Source organism: Gordonia sp. NB41Y (assembly GCF_030718915.1).
Taxonomy (GTDB): domain Bacteria; phylum Actinomycetota; class Actinomycetes; order Mycobacteriales; family Mycobacteriaceae; genus Gordonia; species Gordonia desulfuricans.
Genome location: NZ_CP132196.1, coordinates 3,446,468 through 3,467,419, shown reverse-complemented (window position 1 = coordinate 3,467,419; position 20,952 = coordinate 3,446,468). Strand labels below are relative to the sequence as shown.

Below are 20,952 nucleotides of genomic sequence, written 5' to 3'. Positions count from 1 at the left end.
GCCCGTCGGGGCCCGGACTCACCGGATGGTGAAGTACTTCTGCGCCACCTGGAGTGCGGCGGTGCCCGACTTGGGTCCCTCGGTGTAGATCACGATCACCTTGCCGCCCTGCACGCCGACGAACCATCCGGGACCCTCGGGCCCGTTGGTGCCGACCAGCGCACGCAGCCCGGCGGCCTTGGTGAGGTCGCTGGCGTCACCGGTCTTGGCGGTGGTGGTCATCGCCTGCCACACCGGTGTGGTGAGCGCCGGGTCGAGGTCACCGAGTTCACCACCGGAGATCTTGGTGGGGACTCCCTGGATCACGAAGGGCGCCACCGACGAGCGGGTACCCGACGCCGAACGTGCCAGCGCCACCCCGAGAGCGGCCATGTTGCTCATCGACATCGTGGCGTTCTGCGGCCGGAAGTCGATCGTGGCCGCGCCCGGCTGACCCACGCTGGGCGCACTGGCGCCGGGAATGGAGAACTGCACGCCCAGACCGAGACGGTCCAGGGCGGCGTCGGCGTTCTGCTGACCGTCGTGGGCGATGCGGTCGACCGCGGCGAACACCGGGTCGAGGGTGGTACCGACCGGGTACGCGGCGTCGATGCCGATCCCCCGGTCGACGGCATAGGAGTTCTGGGCCATCCCCAGGATGCCGCCGGTGTTGGCGTCGAGCGCCACGATGGTGGCGGGCTGTCCCACCTCGACGGCGGCGTCGCCCAGGGTCAGCTGCACGCCCTGGTCGATCGTGGTCTGCACGTTCGGACCGGCCGGGCCCTGTTCGCCCTCGAGACGCTGCGGCGCCAGTCCCGGACCGACCAGCTGGACCTGCCAGCCCGCGGTCGCGTCGCGGATCGCCTGCCAGTAGTTCGTGAGCCCCGGTTCCAGCGGTGACGACAACCGCCGGTCGGCCATCACCAGCATCCCCGTCTTGCGGACGGTGACACCCGGGACCCGGCCGGGATCGGTGGTCAGCACCTCCATGTCGGAGTTCCGCAGGGTGACCGCGGTGATCGGCTTGCCCTGCGACGCCGCGAGCTTCTGGTTGATCACCGCGGCGGTCACCAGGGGTGCGATGGGACTGATCGAGTCGGCCAGCGATCGCGCCGAGGCGGGGAGGTCGCGGGTCTGGGCGGGATCGAGGACGATCTCGTTGACCGGCTGCAGGTACATGAAGGTCTTGCCGGACCGGCTGCGGACGATCGGTGCGGGGGTGGCCTCGGTGCGGATCTCACGGAGGTTGCCGCCGGCCGGCATGCCGGGGTAGACCACCGCCGGTTCCCAGGTCACCCGCCAGCCCGCGGAGAGGTGGCGGGCGGTCCCCGAACTGGTCGACGTGAACGAGCGGTCCTTGTCGAAGTGCCACGTGGTCTTGAGGTCGAACGACGCGGTGCCGTCGCTGTACTCGACGGGTTTCTCGACCGTCACGTCGACGGCCTTGGCGTTCATCGCCTGGAAGGTCTGGGCCAGCGCATCGCTCGCCTGCTCGGGGGCGGTGGTGTACCGCGCCGCGGTGGCCGCGTCCTGGCGGCTCCACGCCTCGGCGAAGGTGTCGATCGCGGCCACGGCTCCCGTGTCGGGTGTCGAGGCGACCAACGACTTGATGCCGAACGCGGCAGCACAGATCACCACCACACCGGCGGCAAGCACCGCCCACTTCACACGAGAACCCATAGTCACAATTTTCACTCTAGTCACACGAGAATTCGATACCGGCCTCTTGCGATCGGGACTCGGACCGGTCACGATCCGGTCTCGCGGGCCGGGTTTCTGGCGGGTTGCTGTGGATTCGCCGCCAGATGTCGATTCGACCTGGGGTTTTACCGTGGGCGTAGCGGCTGTGACCGGGGGCACGTCCCGGGGTCGGGCCGTCCGAGGAGGAGTGGTCTCGGCGGGATCATCGGCCTCGGCATCGCGCCGGTGCCGGCCCGAATGGTCCGGCTCACCCGACGGCCATAATGAGGCATGGGTTTTTCCGTGATCCGGGCCGGCGACAGGAGCCTGACGCAGACCGACTGGCTCTCCTCCCGCCATAGTTTCTCCTTCGGTGACCACTACGATCCGGACAACACCCATCATGGGGCATTGATTGCATCGAATGAAGAGAATTTGCCACCTGGATGCGGGTTCGATGCACACCATCACCAAGAATCCGAGATCGTCACATGGGTCACCTCGGGATCCCTGGTACATCGCGATTCCGCAGGCAATGCCGGCGTGGTGTACCCGGGGCTGGCGCAGCGCATGAGCGCCGGTCACGGCGTGGACCATTCCGAACGCAACGATCCGTGGCCCGATCTGCCCGGATCGGGCACCGAGACCGCCCACTACGTGCAGATGTGGATCCTGCCCGACGAGCACGGCACCGACCCGTCCTACGCCCAGCAGGACATCTCCGCCGACCTGGCGACCGGCGGACTCGTCGCGGTGGCCTCCGGCGATCCCGCACACGGGGCCGCCATCCCGATCGCCAACCGCGGCGCCACCCTGTACGCCGCGCGCCCGCCCGCCGGCCGCCACCTGACCCTCCCGGCCGCACGTTTCACCCATGTCTTCGTCGTCCGCGGAGAACTCACCGTCGCCGACGCCACCGGCGGGCGGTTCACGCTCGGACCCGGCGATGCGGCACGTGGACGCGACACCGGCGGCGAGGACATGACCGCCGAGACCGACGCCGAGGTGCTGATCTGGGCGATGGATCGGGCGCTGGGCGAGTTCTGACCGGCCGCCGCCGGGCCACCCCGACGCGGCGACGTGGCTGACGGATCCGCCCGACGGTGACAGGATGGACGGCGTGACTGCCTCGAAGACCCCTGCCCCGAATGCCACCGTGATCTCGGGTCTCGACCTCGACTGGGTCGACGACTCCGTCCGTATCCAGGACGATCTGTTCTCACACGTCAACGGCAAGTGGCTGGCGACCCACGAGATCCCCGACGACCGGTCGGTGGACGGCGCCTTCCACGTCCTGCGTGACCGCGCCGAGGAGAACGTCCGCGATCTGATCATCGCCTGTTCGGAAGCCAACCCCGACAGCGGCACCGACGCGGCCAAGATCGGCGACCTCTACGGCTCGTTCATGGACACCGACCACATCGAGGCGCTCGGCCTCGGCCCCGTCCAGGGCGAGCTGGACCGGATCTCGGCGATCTCCGACACCGCCGGGCTCGCCGCCCAGATCGGCCGCCTGCAACGCCGCGGCGTCGGCGGCCTGTTCGGGTTCTACGTCGACACCGACGCCCGGCAGTCCGACCGCTACCTGGTCCACGTGGTGCAGTCCGGTCTCGGCCTGCCCGACGAGTCGTACTACCGCGAGGACAAGCACGCCGCGATCCGCGAGGCCTATCTCGTCCACATCGGCAGGATGTTCGCCCTCGCCGGATTCGACGACGCCGATGCACGGGCACAGACCGTGCTCGACCTCGAGACCGCGATCGCCGCACATCATTGGGATGTGGTGCGCCGCCGCGACGCCGAGCTGACCTACAACCTCCTCGGCCTCGACGAGTTCGCCTCCACTGCGGAGGGTTTCGATCTCTCTGCCTGGTTCGGCGGACTCGGCACCACCGGCGAGGTCACCTTTGCCGAGACCGTCGTCGGCCAGCCGTCGTTCGTCACCGGCGCCAGTGCGCTGATCGCGGGGTCTCCCCTGGAGGACTGGAAGACCTGGCTCACCTGGCGGCTGCTGCGCGCCGCCGCACCGTATCTGTCCGCGGCGTTCGTCGACGAGAACTTCGACTTCTACGGACGCACCCTCACCGGCGCGGAGACCATCCGGGAACGGTGGAAGCGCGGTGTCGGCTTCGTCGAGGACGCGGCCGGATTCGCGGTGGGAAAGCTGTACGTGGACAAGCATTTCCCGCCGGAGGCCAAGGCCCGGATGGACGAGCTGATCGCCAACCTCGTCGAGGCATACCGACGCAACATCACCGATCTGGAGTGGATGAGCCCGGTCACCCGCGAGAAGGCGCTGGCCAAGCTCGACAAGTTCACCCCCAAGATCGGCTACCCGGCCCGCTGGCGTGACTACGGTGCGCTGACCGTCGATCGCGGCGATCTGATCGGCAATGTCGCCCGTGCGTCGTCGTTCGAGCAGGACCGTGAGTTCGCCAAGATCGGCACCCCGGTGGACCGTGACGAGTGGTTCATGACGCCGCAGACGGTCAACGCCTACTACAACCCCGGGATGAACGAGATCGTCTTCCCGGCCGCCATCCTGCAGCCGCCGTTCTTCGATCCGGAGGCCGACGACGCCGCCAACTACGGTGGTATCGGCGCGGTCATCGGGCACGAGATCGGCCACGGCTTCGACGACCAGGGCGCCAAGTACGACGGCGACGGCAACCTCGTCGACTGGTGGAGCGATTCCGACCGCACCGAGTTCTCCACCCGCACACGCAAACTCATCGAGCAGTACAACGAGTTCACCCCGGCCGGCCTGGATGCCGATCACAAGGTCAACGGCGAGTTCACGATCGGTGAGAACATCGGCGACCTCGGTGGCCTGTCGATCGCCCTGGTCGCCTACCGCCTGGCGACCGAGGGTACGCCGACCCCGGTGATCGACGATCTCACCGGCGTCCAGCGGGTGTTCTTCTCCTGGGCCCAGATCTGGCGCACCAAGACCCGTGACGCCGAGGCGATCCGACGTCTGTCGATCGACCCGCACTCGCCGCCGGAGTTCCGGTGCAACGGGGTGGTCCGCAACATCGACGCGTTCTACGACGCGTTCGACGTCTCCGAGGGTGATGACCTGTACCTCCCGGACGCCGACCGTGTTCGCATCTGGTAGTTCCGACCAGCCGCCGGAGTTCGACGGCATGCAGGTCACCCCCGGCCAGGTCACCGTGGCGTTGTTGCGCCCGATCCTGGCCGGGCTGGTCCTGCTGGTCGGCTACTTCCTGTTGCCGATCAACGCCGACAGCGGCTACAAGGGGATCGGATTCGTCGTCGGCGCCGCGCTGCTCGTCGCGTTCTGCGGGTGGGAGGTCCGGCACTTCATGCGTTCACGCCATCCGGTGGCCACCGCACTCGAGATGATGGTGGCGGTCGCGAGCCTCTACATCATCTCGTTCGCCACCACGTACTACCTGTTCTCCGAGTATTCGCCGGGCAGCATGTCCGAGCGGTTGACCCGGATCGACGCCCTGTACTTCAGCCTCACCGTGTTCACCACCACCGGATTCGGCGACATCACCCCGGCGTCACAGGGTTCCCGGGCGATGGTGTCGGTCCAGATGGTCAGCACCGTAGTGCTCATCGGCCTGGGACTTCGGCTGGTGACCCTGCTCGTGAACTACAAACGCAAACAAGGAGACGGCTGAAAAGCATTACACGACCGCCGATGCCCTACGGTGGTCGAGCCGACGAGGAGCGAAGCGACGCAGCCCCTTACGATGGTTGAGCCGACGAGGAGCGGAGCGACAAGTCGAGTCGAAACCTCAGACAGCCGACCCCAGCAACGCAACCACCCCAGAAGCGGTCACCACCCAACCCACGGTGCGGAGATTTCGACACGGGTCCTCGCTACGCTCGGTCCCGGCTCAATCACCCACTACCCATTGATGGTTGAGCCGACGAGGAGCGAAGCGACGAGACGTGTCGAAACCTCAGACGGCCAACCTCAGGAGCGTCACCACCTCAAAAGTGACCACCACCCAACCCACCCTGCGGAGATTTCGACACGGGTCCTCGCTACGCTCGGTCCCGGCTCAATCACCCACTGCCCATTAATGGTTGAGCCGACGAGGAGCGTAGCGACGAGGCGTGTCGAAACCCCCGCAACCCGACCTCGCCGGCGCAACCACCGGAGCGGTCCGACCGATCAGTAGTCGGCGTCGGTGTACTCGATCACGCCACGGATGTTCTTGCCCGACAGCATGTCGTCATAGCCTTCGTTGATCTGGTCCAGCCGATAGGTCGTGGTGATCAGATCCGAGAGGTTCAGTGATCCGGAACGATACTCGCGCAGCAGGTTCGGGATCTGGGTGCGTGGACCGGTACCACCGAAGATCGCTCCCTGGACCCGCTTCTGCAGCAGCGTCAGCTCGAAGAGGTTGAGTTTGACGTCCTCGGCGGCGAAGTTGCCCATACCCACCACGACCACCTGGCCGCCCTTGCCGGTGAGCCCCAGCGCCGGTGCGATGATGTCGCCGAAGATCTCGCCGACGGTGATCACCGTGGTGTTGGCCATCTTTCCCCAGGTGATCTCCCCGATCACCGGTGCCGCCTCCTCGATCGAGGCGAACGAGTGGGTCGCACCCACCTTCTCGGCCATCTGCCGTTTGAACGGGACCGGGTCGATCGCGATCACGAATCGTGCACCGGCCGCCGCGGCGCCCTGCACGGAGTTGATGCCGACGCCGCCGATACCGATCACCACCACGGTGTCACCGGTGTGGGTGTCGCCGATCTCCACGGCCGAGCCCCAGCCGGTGGCCACACCGCAGCCGAGGAGTGCGGCCTCACGCAGCGGGATGTCGTCCTCGATCTTGACCACCGACGCCTCGCTGACGGTGATGTAGGGGGAGAACGTGCCGAGCAGGCACATCTGGGTCACCGGGGTGCCATCCGTGGTGTGGATGCGGTGGGTGTTGTCGGCGATCGACAGTCCGCTCAGCAACCGCGCACCCTCGTCGCAGATGTTCTGATGCCCCTGCGAACACGGTTCGCACACACCACACGCCGGGATGAACGCGGTGACGACGTGATCGCCCTCGGCGAGTCTGGTGACACCGGGACCGACCTTGGTCACCACGCCGGCGCCCTCGTGGCCGCCGAGCACCGGCATCGGGATGGGACTGTCACCGGTCCGCAGATGATGGTCGGAGTGGCAGAGTCCCGATGCGGCCAGGCGAACCTGGACCTCACCGGCGACGGGATCACCGATCTCGATCTCCTCGATCTGCCACGGCTGTCCGGGTTCCCGCAGAATCGCACCCTTGGTCTTCACGCGCCCCACACCTTTCCGGCACCATCTGTGCCTCACATCACATCGTCGGCCATGGATGCGCCGGCCCGCATGGGAATGACGTATTCGATGCGCGACCGGGACGGTGCCCCGTGCGAGGATGGATGTCATGGCCGAGCCCGCGTCCGACGACCCGAATGCCTCCGGCCGTCGGGTCCGCACCCTCCGGTGGTTGTTGCCCGCACTGCTGATCCTGCTGTGGATCGCGATCGGCGGTCTGACCGGACCGTTCGCCGGCAAACTCTCCTCGGTCACCACCTCCGACAGCAGCGCTTTTCTGCCCGCTTCGGCCGAATCCACCCGTGCCGGTGAGGAACTCGCGGCATTCCAGGACACCGACGAGGTGCCGGCCATCGTCATCGCCGAACGCACATCCGGGATCACCCCGGCCGACCGTGCGTTCGTCGCCGACGCCACCGGCGGCGTCGCGGGCACCCCCGGTTTCGGTACGGCCGTCTCACCACCGATCCCGTCGTCCGACGGTCGCGCGCTCGAGGTGTTCATCCCGGTCTCCACCGTCGACTCCGATCCGGGTGATGCCGTGGAGGCCCTGCGCACGGCGCTCGACGACGCCCCGGACGGCCTGACCGTACTGGTCACCGGACCGGCCGGACAGATCGCCGACCTCGGTGAGGCCTTCGCCGGGATCGACGGCATCCTGCTGCTGGTCGCGGGGCTGGTGGTGATCGCCATCCTGATCGTCGTCTACCGCAGTCCGATCCTGCCGTTCGTGGTGATCATCTCGGCGGTGTTCGCCCTCGCCCTGGCCTGCGGGGTGGTCTATGCACTCACCCGGGCCGGGCTGCTCGAGTTGAACGGTCAGAGTCAGGGCATCCTGTTCATCCTGGTGTTCGGCGCCGCCACCGACTACGCATTGCTGCTGGTCTCACGGTTCCGCGAGGAGCTGACCGCCACCGACGACCGGGTCACCGCGATCACCCGGGCCTGGCGCGCCACGATCGAACCGATCGCGGCGTCGGCGGGCACGGTGATCGCCGGTGTGCTGTGTCTGCTGCTCAGCGACCTCAACTCCAACAGCAGCCTGGGCCCGATCGCCGCGCTCGGCATCGTCGCGTCGTTCCTGGCGTCGATGACCTTCCTGCCCGCGGTGCTCGCCCTGCTCGGCCGCTCCGCGTTCTGGCCGCTGCGCCCGCACCGCACCGCCGGCGAACCGACGCACCGTTTCTGGCATGGCATCGCCGAGTGGGTGGCCGCCCGCCCCCGCGCGGTCTGGGTGGGCACCCTGATCGTGCTGATCGTCGGCGCGGCCTTCGCCCCCACCTTCCGTTCCGACGGCATCGCCCAGACCGACTTCTTCCTCGGCGACGTCGACTCGGTGGCCGGTGCCGAGATCCAGGCGCAGCATTTCGACGCCGGAGGCGGCAGCCCGACGTGGATTCTCACCGAGGCCGCCGCCGCCGATCAGGTGGTCGCGACCACGAAAACCGTCGACGGGGTCGCACAGGTGTCGGTGAGCAGCGAGAACGGCGCACCCATCGTGCGTGACGGCCGGGTGGCGGTCGAGGTGACCCTCGCCGACAACGCCGAGTCGTTGGCCGCCCAGGACACCGTCGAACGGATCCGCACCCGGGTGCACGCCATCCCGGGCGCCGACGCCGAGGTGGGCGGCACCACCGCGGTCGCGCTGGACACCCGCACCACCGCGAAGGCCGACCGCAATCTGATCATCCCGGTGGTGCTGCTGGTGGTGCTGGCCGTGCTGATCCTGCTGCTGCGCAGTCTGGTCGCACCACTGTTGCTGTTGGCCACCACGGTGTTGTCGTTCGCGACCACACTGGGTGTGGCCGCGCTGCTGTTCAACGGGCCGTTCGGCTTTCCCGGCGCCGATCCGACCGTCCCGTTGTTCGCCTTCGTCTTCCTGGTGGCGCTCGGGATCGACTACAACATCTTCCTGATGACGCGGGTGCGGGAGGAATCGCTGCGGCACGGCACCCGGGCCGGGGTGATCGCCGGGCTCACCTCCACCGGCGGTGTGATCACCTCGGCGGGTGTGGTGCTGGCGGCCACCTTCGCGTCGTTGGCGGTGATCCCGCTGCTGTTCCTGGCCCAGGTCGCCTTCCTGGTGGCCTTCGGTGTGCTCGTCGATGCGCTGATCGTCCGGACACTACTGGTCCCCGCGCTGTCCCTGGACATCGGGCGTCGGATCTGGTGGCCGAGCGCCCTCTCCCGAACCGACCCCGCCCGAACCGACCCCACCGATGACGACAAGTCCGGCGGAACACCGGTTCCCGCAACGGGTTCGGCCGAATCCGGGGTCCGCGTCGACGATCAGGGCTAGCGTCGGCATCACAGCCCTCTTGACGTGAAATCTGGTGTCCGATGACCCTCTCCGATCACACCGCGGACCTTCGGGAGGACTTCACCTCCCTGCGCCGCGGCGGCCTGAACTGGAACTCCCTGCCCCTGCGCCTGTTCACCAAGGGCAATGCCCGCTTCTGGGATCCGACGGCGATCGACTTCGGTGCCGACGCCGAGGACTGGCAGGAGATCACCGCCGAGCAACGGCGCAGTGCCACCTTCCTGGTGTCGGAGTTCGTCGCCGGCGAGGAGGCCGTCACCGCCGACATCCGGCCGTTCATGGATGCGATGGCCGCCGAGGGACGGTTCGGCGACGAGATGTATCTGAGCCAGTTCTGTTTCGAGGAGGCCAAACACACCCAGGTGTTCCGGCTCTGGATGGATGCGGTGGGCCTGACCGCCGACCTCAATCCGTATGTCGCCGAGAACCCCTACTACCGGCAACTGTTCTACGAGGAGCTGCCGACGTCGTTGCAGGCACTCCACGCCGATCCGTCACCGCGAAATCAGGTGCGCGCCAGTGTGACCTACAACCACGTCGTCGAGGGCTCGTTGGCGCTCACCGGATATCACGCGTGGCACAAGGTCTGCGCCAAGTACGAGATCTTCCCCGGTATGCGCAACCTGATCCGGCTGATCGGCGACGACGAGCGCCGCCACATGGCGTGGGGCACGTTCACCTGCCGGCGGCACGTGGCCGCCGACGACTCGCTGTGGACCGTCATCACCGACCGGATGGGTGAACTGCTGCCGCTGGCCGTCGGGTTGATCAACTGGGTCAACGACCAGTTCGACGAGCAGCCGTTCGGTCTCGACAACGACGAGTTCGTCGCCTATGCCGCCGACCGCGCGCAGCGCCGCCTCGGCGCCATCGAGTCCGCGCGCGGGCGCGACCTCGCCGAGATCGATCTGGACTACTCCCCCGCCGAACTCGAGGAGAGGTTCGGGGAGGATGCCGCGGCGATGGGCGCGCTCTGACCCACTGCCGCTCACCGGCTCCCGAGCTCGACGATCTCGGCACACCGCGATTCGACGAGCCCGCGGTGATGGCTGACCAGGACCAGGGCCGCTCCGTCGTCGACGATCTCCTGGAGCAGGCCGATCACCGATCGGGCGGCCACCGGGTCGAGCATCGAGGTGGGTTCGTCGGCGAGCACGATGTGCGGTGCCTGAACCAGCAGGCGTCCCACACAGGCCCGTTGCAGCTGTCCATCACTGACCTGGGCCGGGAATCGCTCCAGCAGAGACGATTCCAGTCCGACGCGCCCAGCTATCGCATCGACGTCGACATCGCCGCCGGTGATCACGGCCGGTTCGGCGACGATGCGGCGCAGTGTCCAGCGCGGGTTGACGACCAGGCGCGGATGCTGGGCGAGCATGCCGATCGCACCCGGCGCCGGGGTGTCCCGCTCGCCGTACCGGACGGTGCCGGAATCGGCCGGGACCAGACCCGCGAGCACCCGCAGCAGCGTGGTCTTCCCGGTCCCCGACGGACCGGTCACCCCGATCATGGAACCCGGCCGCGCCCGAAGGTCGACGTCGTCGAGCACCGTGTGCCCGTCGAAGCCCACGCGCAGTCGCTCGGCGACGAGGCCGGAGGTCTGCCGGAGCGCGGTCGGTGTGTGCGGCATGGGAATCCTCCGGCTCATCGGATCGGTGTGAAGAACGCGGCGACATAGTCGTCGGGATGCTCGGCGCACGCCTGGAGGTCCTGTTCGGCGACGATCCTCCCGGCCCGCATCACCGCGATGGAGCGGCACACGCGGGCTTCTGTCAGCGCGTCCATGTCGTGGGTGATCACCAGTACCGCCGCACCACGCTCGGCGAGGCTGCCGAGCAATGCCCAGATCGCCTGTGCCCGTTCCGGGTCGAGTGCGGAGGTGGGCTCGTCGGCGACGATCACGGCCGGTTCGGCGACGATCGCGGCGGCCACCGCCGCGCGCTGCGCCATCCCCCCGGACAGCTCGTGCGGGTAGCAGTCGAGCGCATCGACCGGAAGTCCCACGTCGGCGCACAGTTCGGCCGGGGTCCGTGAGCCGCCGAGGACGTCGACGACCTCGGACAGCTGGTCACCCAGCGTGCGAACCGGGGTGAACGAGGTCATCGGGGACTGCGGGACCAGGCCGATGTGCCTGCCGCGCAGGGCCCGCCAGCGTGGGTCGTCGACGCCGAGGGTCTCACCCGCGACGGTCACCGTGCCGCCGACCCGCGACCCGGGCGGCAGCAAACCGGTGAGTGCGGCGGCGAGCATCGACTTGCCGCAACCGGATTCACCGATCAGTGCGGTGACGCTCCCCGCGGCCAGGCAGAGGTCGACGTCGTCGAGCACCCGCACCGTGTCGGCACGGCGGTCACGGCGGGTGGCGATGTCGACGGTCAGACCCGTCACCCGTGCGATCGGTTCGGCCATCACCACACCTCCCCACTCGGCGGACGATGGTTGCGGCGCAACGCCGATCCGGCCGCGGTACACGCCAGGGCCGCGATGATCAGCGCCAGCCCGGGGACGGCCAGCGTCCACCAGGCACCGGTCAGGACGTCACCGCGGGCCTGCCCGAGCAGCGTGCCGAGGCTGGCCTCGTCCGGCGAGAGCCCCACCCCCAGGAACGAGAGGGTGGTCTCGTGCCACACCGCGTGCGGCAACAGGATGATCATGGCCACCAGTGCCTGTCCGGTGACCGCCGGGAGCAGGTGCCGGCGTGCGACGAACCAGCGGGACGCGCCGGCGAGCCGGGCCGACTCGATCCATCCGGCGTGCGCGTTGTCGAGCAATTCGGCACGCACCACGCGGGCCACCGACGGCCAGTGGGTCAGCGCGATGGAGGCGACGATGGCCACCGGGTCACCGCGCCACATCGCGGCGATCACCACACCCACCACCAGGTGGGGCAGCGCGTTGACCCCATCGACGACGCGCATCACCACGGCGTCGAACCAGCCACCGATGGTCACCGCACCGATCCCCACCACCAGGCCCAGGACCGTCGAGATCACCGCGCACAGGGCGGCGATCAGCAGGGAGATACGGAGGCCCTCTGCGGTCCGGACACCGAGGTCGTAGCCGGAATGGTCGGTACCCAGCCATGCTCCGTCGCCCGGCGCGCGCAGGGCGGCGGCGAAGTCGGCGGTCTGGTCACCGGCGAGCAGCGGGACGACTACGGCGAAGGCCGCCACCAGCGCCAGGACCACCCAGGGCCCGTGCCGCCACAGCCGAGCGGCGGCATCCCGGACGGTCTGTGCACGGCCGGCTGTCCGCGTCCGGACGTCTGCACCTCCGGCGAGATTTCCGGCGGTCATGCGGTCAGTCCGATCCGCGGGTCGATCCAGACGGCTGCGGCGTCGGAGAGTGCCGAGCCGATCAGCACCAGCACCGCCGATCCCACCGCGAGCGAGGCGAGCAGCGGGAAGTCCAGGGCCACAGCCGAATCGACGAGCGCCTGGGCCAGTCCGGGCCAGCCGAACACGGTCTCGACGATCGCGGCCCCGGCAATGAGCTCGGGCAGGCGTGTACCCAACAGGGCCAGGGTGGGCAGAACCGACATCGGCGCGACATGGCCTCGGAGCAAACGGATTCCGCCGATCCCGCGTGCGCGCGCACCGCGCACCGCATCGGAGTCGACGGCATCGATCACCGCCGCCCGCATGGACAGCAGCAACCAGGGGATCATCGACACCGTCAGGGCGACGAACGGGAGCACGGCATGGGTGAGGATACCGTCGACGCTGTAGTCGTCGCCGGGCCGTCGGGCGCCCGACGTCGGGAACGCCCCAAGCCCCACCGCGAACACGCTCACCAGCAACAGTGACACCACGAACGGCGGTGTCGCGGCGAGGACCGCTGCGAGACCGGTGCAGACCCGGTCGACGAGCCCGCCGCGGCGCATGCCGATCACCGCACCCAGGATGATCGAGATGACCGCTGCGGCAAGCAATGCCGCCAGCGAGATACCGACGGTGAACGGCATGCGTGCGGCGATCACGTCGGCGACCGGCTGCGACTGCGTCGCCGACCAGCCGAGATCACCGTGCATCAGGTTGCGGCACCAGTCCCACCATGCCGACGGCCAGCTCTGGTCGAGGTGATAGGCCTCGCGGACGGCTTCGCGCTGGGACTCGGTCGCCGACTGGTAGCGGTCGCCGAGATGGGCGGTCAGCGGATCGAACGGCGACATCCCCGCCACCAGAAACACCCCCAGCGACACCAGCACGATGGTGGGGATCGCGATCAGCAGCCGGCGGGCGAGCAGTCGCAGCGCCACCCGGTTCCGTGACGGCCGCCGGCGGCCGGCCACACCCGGATCGATCGGCTCTTCGGAACCCTGTTGTCGTGCAGCGACCTTCGGGTCCGACGTCGAGTCGGCGGAAACGGTGGCGGTCATCACCGGCCGCCCTCGGTCCACGACGGCAGGTTCCACCACGGCCCCCAGGTGACCCCGTGGGAGTGGGGTTCGAGGATCGGCGCGTCATGTGTCCATGCGCCGGGCCGGGAGACATAGGTGTGGTGCAGGAAGGTCAGGAACACCGACGACGGCGCCTGGGCGTAGACCCGCTGGATCTGCCGGTACGGTTCGGTGTTCTCCGGTGACGGCGCGCTCATCCGGGCGGCGTCGAGCAGTGCGTCGAGTCCGGGTGCGGTGAAGTTCCCCGGGTTCGAGTACGGCGACGAGTCCGGCACGCGCGTGTGCAGCGTGTCGTACACCTGCGAGTCGATGCTGTACGGGGTGGAGCCGCCACCGAGGAGCACTGCGTCGGTGCCGAGTCGGGTGTCGATGTCGTCCCAGCTGGTGCCTCGCGGGGTGACCTCGACACCGAGCGGCTTCATCGCCGCGGCGAAGGCCACCGACAGATCGCGGCGGAGGGTGTCCTGGGCGTTGTAGAGCAGCGTGAACGACGCGCGATCGGTGCCCTTGGCGCGGATTCCGTCACCACCGGCGATCCATCCGGCACGCTCCAGGACGGCCTCCGCCGCGGCCCGGTCGTACCCGAATTGTGTTGCGGCGTCGTAGGCCTCGCCGTACACCGGTGCGATCGGCGTCGACGACGGTTCCCCCCGGCCGGCGAGGACGTCGGTGACCAGCGCTTGCCGGTCCACACCGAGGTTCATCGCCAGTCGCGCCTGCACGTCGGCGGTGAAGGCGTTGCCGGCCGGCAACGACACGCCACGCCAGTCGGCCGAGCGCACCGCCACCACCTGTGCACCGTCCCGGCCGTCGAGCGTGTTCGCCAGTCGCGGTGGGAGGTTGGTGCCGTCGACCTCGCCGGCGGCGATCCGCTGGGCACGGGTGTTGTCGTCGGGGACGTAGCTGTAGACGACGCGGCGCAGTTGCGGCGCGCGGCCCCAGTAGTCGTCGCGGGCGACCAGGACCGCCTGGTCGGGCTGCAGGGAGTCCAGGCGGTACGGGCCGGTGCCGACGGGCTCGGTGTTGAGCGTCCACTCGGCGGCCGGCGCGTCCTGCACCCGCTCGGACGGGACGATGCCCAGCAGCAGGTACGGCGACGGGTCGGCTGCGGTGTCGAGCTTCACCACCACCGCGTTCGGCCCGTCCGCGGTGATCTCGGTGATCGGTGCGACATCGGTGGAGATCTCCGATGCGACGGCCGGGTTGCGCACCGCCCGGTAGGTGGCCACGACGTCGGCGGAGTCGAAGGCGGTTCCGTCGGAGAAGGAGATGTTCTCCCGCAACGGGATACGCCAGGTGTTGGTGTCTCCGATCCGGGCGGGTACCGCCGCGGCGAGCGCCGGGACCAGGTCCGGGACGACGGTGTCGTCGTCGGCCTGCGGCTGCAGCAATCCCTCGTAGATCGGGGAGACACCGAGTTGCCCGTAGCCCATCATCGGGTTGTAGTCACCCAGCTCGTACCCGGCGGCCAGGACCAGCCGATCGTCCTGCTCGTCCGTCGAGCCGGAACAGGCGGCCGCGAGCATCGCCACCGCTCCGGCCATCGCGAGCATTGCACGCCGCTTCATTTACCACCTCTAAAGTCTGTTCAGTTGAACATATGAGCATATCCTCAGCCCATTGGGTGATCGTCGCAATCCGGACAGCCGTTGGCCAGTCTTTCGACGCATTACTGGCCGACCGGACAGGGCGGGACAGCCGAGACGTCGAGGGTCGACGCGCGGCGACCCGGTGACAAAGAACTAGAACACGTTCTAGTCTGATGGGGTGGATGTCACCTATGACGCGACCAGACGCGAACTGACCACCGACAAGGGCGTGCTGCGCTACCACGAGGCCGGTAGCCCCGACGCCCCGCCGCTGCTGTTGCTGCACGGGTCCGGGCCGGGCGTCAACGGCTGGCGCAACTATCGCGGCAACCTGGGATTCTTCGCCGAGACCCACCACTGCTACATCGTCGAGTTCCCGGGATTCGGCGTCAGCGACGCCTGGGAGGGCATGCCCGTGCTGACCGCGGGCAAGTCGGTGATCGCGTTCATGGACGCCCTCGGCATCGACTCGGCGCCGATGATCGGCAACTCGATGGGCGGCGTCGTCGGCGTCAACCTGGCGATCAAGAAGCCCGACCGCGTCGAGAAGCTGGTGACCATCGGCGGGGTGGGGCCCAACGTCTTCTCCCCGAGCCCCTCCGAAGGACTGCGACTGCTGCAGGAGTTCGCCGACGACCCCGACCGCGACAAGTTGGTCCGCTGGCTGCGCGGTATGGTCTACGACCCGGCACTGGTCACCGAGGAACTGATCCAGGAACGCTGGGAGGCCGCGATGCATCCCGACGCCCTGCAGACCGGCAGGATGATGTACGGGTCGGCATCCTTTGCGATGCAACAGAAGTTCATGGCCGACTCCGACATCCCGCCGTACTGGTCGATGATGCACAAGATCTCGTGCCCGACACTGCTCACCTGGGGCCGTGACGACAGGGTGAGCCCGCCGGACATGGCGATGGTCCCGATGCGGCTGATCCCGCAGGCCGAGCTGCACATCTTCCCCAACTGCGGGCACTGGGTGATGATCGAGGCCAAGGAGGCCTTCGAGTCCGCGGTCGCGGCCTTCCTCGCCCGCTGACCGACACACGTTTAATCGATTGCGCCCGGGTCGTCGGATCTGCCAGAGTCATATCGACACGAGAGAAGCAGCCGGTCGCGGGGTACCGCCGATCATGTTCTGCGCGTGACACTCTCGTGCCTCCACATGGCAACGGCCGGCAAGGCCCGGGGTTCGACTCCTCCGTCCTGGCACCGCCCCCGGGGTTCCGGGTGGCATCGGTCCTGTGGCTCGCGTCCGGTTCTTCCCGCGCGTGTCCCCACCGGTGCACCCGCCCGCGGGCGGTGTCGCATGCCGTCGCGTTCCACGTGGAACCCACAACCGAACATCGACATGCGCGGCGCACACGGAAGGAGGTTCGCCATGTCCTTCACCTTCGCACTCCAGCCCAAGCGGAAGCTGTTCTCCCATCAGGAGATCGAGCCCGGTCACACGGTCCTCGAATACCGTGGCGGCCGCCTGTCGCGCACGCTGGCCCCCGGTCGGCATCGCGTACGGCGCACGGGGTCGTATGTCGACGTCGACCTCCGTACGCGCATCGTTCCCGTTGCGCCGCAGGAGGTCCTGACCGCCGACACCGTCTCGGTCCGGGTCACCATGGCACTGCGGGCCCGGGTCACCGACGCGGTGGCCTACACCGAGACCACGGCCGACCCGTGGTCGGCGGTCTATCTCGCCGCCCAGGTCGCCCTCCGGGATGCCTGCGCGTCGTCGACCGTCGAGCAGCTGCTCGCCCGCGACCAGAACATGGACGTCGGCTCGATCCTGCAGGCCGCCCGTACCGCGGGTGCCACCATGGGTATCGACGTCGAGGCGGTGTTCCTCAAGGACGTGATCACGCCTTCCGAGATCCGTTCGGCGGCACTCGAACTGATCACCGCCAAGATGCAGGGGCAGGCACGACTCGAGAAGGCCCGCGCCGAGACCGCCGCCCTGCGTGCACTGGCCAACGCCGGCCGGCTGCTCGACGCGCACCCGGCACTCGCACGGCTGCGGCTGGTGCAGGAGGCGCCGTACGGCGCCAAGGTCGTCCTCGCCGTCGGTGACGCAGACGCTGCGGCCGCCCGGCCGGTCGCGTCCGACGACGACCGCTGACCGTGTTCTGGCGTACTCGTCCGCTTCCCGCTTGCCTGCTCCGGTAGGCGGAAACGACGTCCGTACGCGGCAACCGAACAGCCAACAGGGCCCCGACCGGAATCCGGTCGGGGCCCTGTCTGTCAGTTCAGCGGTCCGAGAACGAGATCAGTACTTCTCGCCCTTGGCAGCCTTCTCCACCAGCGAGGCCGGCGGGGTGAACTGGGTGCCGTACTTGGCCTCCAGCTCGCGGGCACGGTCGACGAAGCCCTGCAGGCCGCCCTCGTACTGGTTCATGTACTGGACGACGCCACCGGTCCACGCCGGGAAGCCGATGCCGAAGATCGAGCCGATGTTGGCATCCGGCACCGAGGTGATGACGCCCTCTTCGATACACCGGGCGGTCTCGACGGCCTCGGCGAAGAGCATGCGCTCCTTGAGGTCCTCGAGAGTGGCCGAACCGCTGCCGGAGTTGAACTTCTCCCGCAGACCCGGCCACAGCTGGACGCGCTTGCCGCTCTCGTCGTACTCGTAGAAGCCGGCGCCGTCCTTCTTGCCCGGGCGACCCTGCTCCACGAGGTAGTCGATGACGTCGAACGACCCGTGGTGCGGGAATTCCTTGCCCTCGGCCTTGGCGGCCTCCTGGCCGGACAGACGGATCTTCTGCATCAGGACGAGGTTCAGCTCGTCGCTGAGCTGCAGCGGTGCGGCCGGGTAACCGGCCTGGGTGCCCGCATGCTCGATCAGGGCCGGCTCGATGCCCTCGGCGACGGCCGCGATGGCCTCGTTGATGAAGGTACCGATCACGCGGCTGGTGAAGAACCCACGGCTGTCGTTGACGACGATCGGGGTCTTGCGGATCTGCAGGGTGTAGTCGATGACCTTGGCCAGCACCGCATCCGAGGTCTTCTCACCGCGGATGATCTCCACCAGCGGCATCTTGTCGACCGGCGAGAAGAAGTGGATGCCGATGAAGTCCTCCTGGCGCTTGACGCCCTGGGCGAGGATCGTGATCGGCAGCGTCGAGGTGTTGGAGCCGAGGATGGCGTCGGGCTCGACGACGTCCTCGATCTCCTGGAACACCTTGTTCTTCACCTCGACCGACTCGAACGCGGCCTCGATGACGAGGTCGACGCCCGCGAAGTCGGCCGGGTCGACGGTCGGGGTGATCCGGGCGAGCAGCGCATCGGAGCGCTCCTGCGTGGTCTTACCGCGCGAGAGCGCCTTGGCCTCGAGGCTCTCGGCGTAACCCTTGCCCCGCTTGGCGGCCTCGATGTCGATGTCCTTGAGGACCACCTCGATGCCGGCCTTGGCCGAGACGTAGGCGATGGCCGCACCCATCATGCCGGCGCCGATGACGCCGACCTTCTTGGCGGTGTACTTCGGGTAACCCTCGGGCCGCGAACCACCGTTGTTGATGTGCTGCAGATCGAAGAAGAACGCCTTGATCATGTTCTGCGCGACCTGACCGGTCACGAGGTTCACGAAGTAGCGGGTCTCGATGATGTCGGCGGTGTCGACGTCGACGTAGGCGCCCTCGACGGCCGCGGCGAGGATGTTGCGCGGGGCCGGCATGTTGGCGCCCTTGATCTGCTTGCGCAGCAGCGACGGCAGCGCGGGCAGATTGGCGGCGAACTTCGGGTTCTTGGGGTCGCCACCGGGGATCTTGTATCCCTTGACGTCGAAGGGCTGCTGCGCCTCCGGGTTGGCGGCGATCCACGCCTTGGCGGCCGGGACCAGATCGTCGGTCGAGGCGACGACCTCGTTGACCAGGCCGATCTCCTTGGCCTTGGTCGGGTTCAGGCGCGGGCCCTGCAGCAGAACACCCATCAGGGCGTTCTGGATACCGAGCAGACGCACGGTGCGGACCACACCGCCGCCACCGGGCAGCAGGCCGAGGGTGACCTCGGGCAGGCCGACGACGGCCCCCTTCACGTCGGCGACGACGCGGTAGTGGGTGTGCAGCGCGATCTCCAGGCCACCGCCGAGGGCGGCACCGTTGATGGCGGCGACGACGGGCTTGCCCAGGGTCTCCAGCCGACGCAGCACCTTCTTCATGGCGTTGGTGCGCGTGGTGATCGCGGTGGCGATCTCTTCCTTGGTCTGGGTGCGCTCGGCGGTCATGTCCTTGAGGTCGCCGCCGGCGAAGAAGGTCTTCTTCGCGGAGGTGAGCACGACACCGGTGATGTCGTCCTTCTCGGCCTCGAGCCGATCGACGGTGGCCTCCATGGACGTCATGTAGAGATCGTTCATGGTGTTGGCGCCCTGGTTCGGGTCGTCCATGGTGAGCACGACGACGCCGTCGGCGCCCTTCTCCCACGCAATCATGTTGTCAGTCATGGTGTTTTCGAAAGTCCTTTGATCTGTCGAGGGGGGATCAGACGCGCTCGATGACGGTGGCGATACCCATGCCGCCGCCGATGCACAGGGTGACCAGGCCGTAGCGACCGCCGGTGCGCTCGAGCTCGTCGAGGCAGGTGCCCAGGATCATGGCACCGGTGGCACCGAGCGGGTGACCCATCGCGATGGCGCCACCGTTGACGTTGACCTTCTCGTGCGGGACCTTGAGGTCCTTCATCCACTTCATGACGACCGACGCGAACGCCTCGTTCAGCTCGAAGACATCGATGTCGTCGACGGTCAGGCCGGCGCGCTTGAGGGCGAGCTCGGTGGCCGGGGTGGGGCCGGTGAGCATGATCGACGGCTCGGAGCCGACCTGTGCGAACGACACGAAACGGGCGCGCGGGGTCAGGCCGTTGCGCTTGCCCGCCTCCTCGCTACCGATCAGGACGGCTGCGGCACCGTCGACGATGCCCGAGCTGTTGCCACCGGTGTGGACGTGGTTGACACGCTCCACCTCGGGGTAACGCTGCAGGATGACGTCGTCGAAGCCGGCCATCTCGGCCAGCCCGGCGAATGCCGGCTTGAGCTTGCCCAGCGACTCGGCGGTGCTGCCCGGACGACGGTGCTCGTCGTGGTCGAGCAGGATGACACCGTTCATGTCGCGCACCGGTACCACGGACTTGGCGAAGAAGCCGCTGGTCCAGGCCTTCTCGGCGCGTGCCTGCGACTCGGCGGCGTAGGCGTCGACGTCGTCGCGGGTGAAGCCCTCGATGGTGGCGATCAGGTCGGCACCGATGCCCTGCGGAACGATGTAGTTCTCGTAGGCGGTCATCGGGTCGGTGAAGAGCGCACCGCCGTCGCTGCCCATCGGCACGCGCGACATCGATTCGACGCCACCGGCGAGGACCAGGTCGTCGAAGCCGCTGGCGACCTTGGCCGCGGCAAGGTTGGTGGCCTCCAGGCCCGACGCGCAGAAGCGGTCGATCTGGGTGCCGGGGACGTTCTCCGGCAGACCGGAGTTGAGCGCCGCGGTGCGGGCGATGACGCCGCCCTGCTCACCGACGGGCGAGACGACTCCGAGGATCACGTCGTTGACCTGCGAGGCATCGAGGCTGCCGTGGCGGGCCAGGACCTCGTTGATGATTCCGGAAGCGAGATCGACCGGCTTGACGCTGTGCAGCGCTCCACCGCGCTGCTTGCCACGAGGCGTGCGGAGTGCCTCGTAGATGAATGCTTGATCGGCCACGAGAGAGTGTT

At 68.2% G+C, this 20,952-nt stretch carries 16 protein-coding genes; 7 read left to right on the top strand and 9 right to left on the bottom strand.

Translation table 11 applies throughout. The annotated features are described in order from the left end of the window. Positions 1-18: 18 nt before the first annotated feature. Positions 19-1,659, bottom strand: coding sequence for an NTF2-like N-terminal transpeptidase domain-containing protein (locus Q9K23_RS14995; RefSeq protein WP_305950177.1), 1,641 nt, complete (start codon positions 1,657-1,659; stop codon positions 19-21). 291 nt (positions 1,660-1,950) lie between these two features. Here Q9K23_RS14995 and Q9K23_RS14990 point away from each other — a divergent pair, with 291 nt between their 5' ends. The 3 genes from Q9K23_RS14990 to Q9K23_RS14980 all read left to right on the top strand — a co-directional run bounded on the left by Q9K23_RS14990 (position 1,951) and on the right by Q9K23_RS14980 (position 5,309). Then, positions 1,951-2,706, top strand: coding sequence for a pirin family protein (locus Q9K23_RS14990; protein ID WP_053776330.1), 756 nt, complete (start codon positions 1,951-1,953; stop codon positions 2,704-2,706). Between the two features lie 64 nt (positions 2,707-2,770). Continuing rightward, positions 2,771-4,777, top strand: coding sequence for a M13 family metallopeptidase (locus Q9K23_RS14985; RefSeq protein WP_020793326.1), 2,007 nt, complete (start codon positions 2,771-2,773; stop codon positions 4,775-4,777). A gap of 28 nt (positions 4,778-4,805) precedes the next feature. Beyond that, positions 4,806-5,309 (top strand): potassium channel family protein, encoded by a 504-nt coding sequence (locus Q9K23_RS14980; protein ID WP_238403555.1) that lies wholly within the window; start codon positions 4,806-4,808, stop codon positions 5,307-5,309. 500 nt (positions 5,310-5,809) lie between these two features. On the opposite strand, the gene Q9K23_RS14975 is transcribed toward Q9K23_RS14980, so the two are convergent. Next, the gene (locus tag Q9K23_RS14975; protein ID WP_053776380.1) at positions 5,810-6,937 is read right to left on the bottom strand and encodes an NDMA-dependent alcohol dehydrogenase; all 1,128 of its coding nucleotides are present in this window, start codon (positions 6,935-6,937) and stop codon (positions 5,810-5,812) included. A gap of 127 nt (positions 6,938-7,064) precedes the next feature. On the opposite strand from Q9K23_RS14975, the gene Q9K23_RS14970 reads away from it, so the two are divergent. Further along, positions 7,065-9,254 carry an MMPL family transporter gene (locus Q9K23_RS14970; RefSeq protein ID WP_053776379.1) on the top strand — a complete coding sequence of 730 codons (2,190 nt, stop codon included), beginning with the start codon at positions 7,065-7,067 and terminating at the stop codon, positions 9,252-9,254. A gap of 41 nt (positions 9,255-9,295) precedes the next feature. Beyond that, a complete protein-coding gene (locus Q9K23_RS14965; protein WP_053776328.1) occupies positions 9,296-10,252 on the top strand; it encodes a R2-like ligand-binding oxidase in 957 nt (318 codons plus the stop codon). A gap of 11 nt (positions 10,253-10,263) precedes the next feature. On the opposite strand, the gene Q9K23_RS14960 is transcribed toward Q9K23_RS14965, so the two are convergent. From Q9K23_RS14960 to Q9K23_RS14940, 5 genes are read right to left on the bottom strand one after another with little or no spacing between them, the layout of a single operon-like run. Further along, entirely contained in the window at positions 10,264-10,905 is a 642-nt protein-coding gene (locus Q9K23_RS14960) for an ATP-binding cassette domain-containing protein (RefSeq protein WP_082365712.1), read from the bottom strand. A gap of 14 nt (positions 10,906-10,919) precedes the next feature. Then, complete coding sequence (locus tag Q9K23_RS14955; protein ID WP_305950176.1) at positions 10,920-11,684, bottom strand: ATP-binding cassette domain-containing protein; 765 nt, start codon at positions 11,682-11,684, stop codon at positions 10,920-10,922. Continuing rightward, the gene (locus tag Q9K23_RS14950) at positions 11,684-12,571 is read right to left on the bottom strand and encodes an ABC transporter permease (protein WP_053776327.1); all 888 of its coding nucleotides are present in this window, start codon (positions 12,569-12,571) and stop codon (positions 11,684-11,686) included. Before Q9K23_RS14950 ends, Q9K23_RS14955 begins: the two co-directional genes overlap by 1 nt. After that, positions 12,568-13,653, bottom strand: coding sequence for an ABC transporter permease (locus Q9K23_RS14945; RefSeq protein WP_053776377.1), 1,086 nt, complete (start codon positions 13,651-13,653; stop codon positions 12,568-12,570). The genes Q9K23_RS14950 and Q9K23_RS14945 overlap by 4 nt, the downstream gene beginning before the upstream one ends. Beyond that, positions 13,653-15,218, bottom strand: a complete 1,566-nt coding sequence (locus Q9K23_RS14940) for an ABC transporter substrate-binding protein (protein WP_305950548.1) — start codon at positions 15,216-15,218, stop codon at positions 13,653-13,655. The genes Q9K23_RS14945 and Q9K23_RS14940 overlap by 1 nt, the downstream gene beginning before the upstream one ends. Before the next feature lie 223 nt (positions 15,219-15,441). On the opposite strand from Q9K23_RS14940, the gene Q9K23_RS14935 reads away from it, so the two are divergent. Together Q9K23_RS14935 and Q9K23_RS14930 are read left to right on the top strand one after the other, a co-directional pair. Beyond that, on the top strand, positions 15,442-16,299 hold the full coding sequence (locus tag Q9K23_RS14935; RefSeq protein WP_020792029.1) for an alpha/beta fold hydrolase: 858 nt from the start codon (positions 15,442-15,444) through the stop codon (positions 16,297-16,299). A gap of 342 nt (positions 16,300-16,641) precedes the next feature. Further along, on the top strand, positions 16,642-17,373 hold the full coding sequence (locus Q9K23_RS14930; RefSeq protein ID WP_082365711.1) for a slipin family protein: 732 nt from the start codon (positions 16,642-16,644) through the stop codon (positions 17,371-17,373). Between the two features lie 147 nt (positions 17,374-17,520). On the opposite strand, the gene Q9K23_RS14925 is transcribed toward Q9K23_RS14930, so the two are convergent. Together Q9K23_RS14925 and Q9K23_RS14920 are read right to left on the bottom strand one after the other, a co-directional pair. After that, positions 17,521-19,692, bottom strand: coding sequence for a 3-hydroxyacyl-CoA dehydrogenase NAD-binding domain-containing protein (locus tag Q9K23_RS14925; protein WP_305950175.1), 2,172 nt, complete (start codon positions 19,690-19,692; stop codon positions 17,521-17,523). Positions 19,693-19,729: 37 nt separating this feature from the next. Beyond that, a complete protein-coding gene (locus Q9K23_RS14920) occupies positions 19,730-20,941 on the bottom strand; it encodes an acetyl-CoA C-acetyltransferase (protein WP_020790838.1) in 1,212 nt (403 codons plus the stop codon). Positions 20,942-20,952 lie beyond the last annotated feature (11 nt).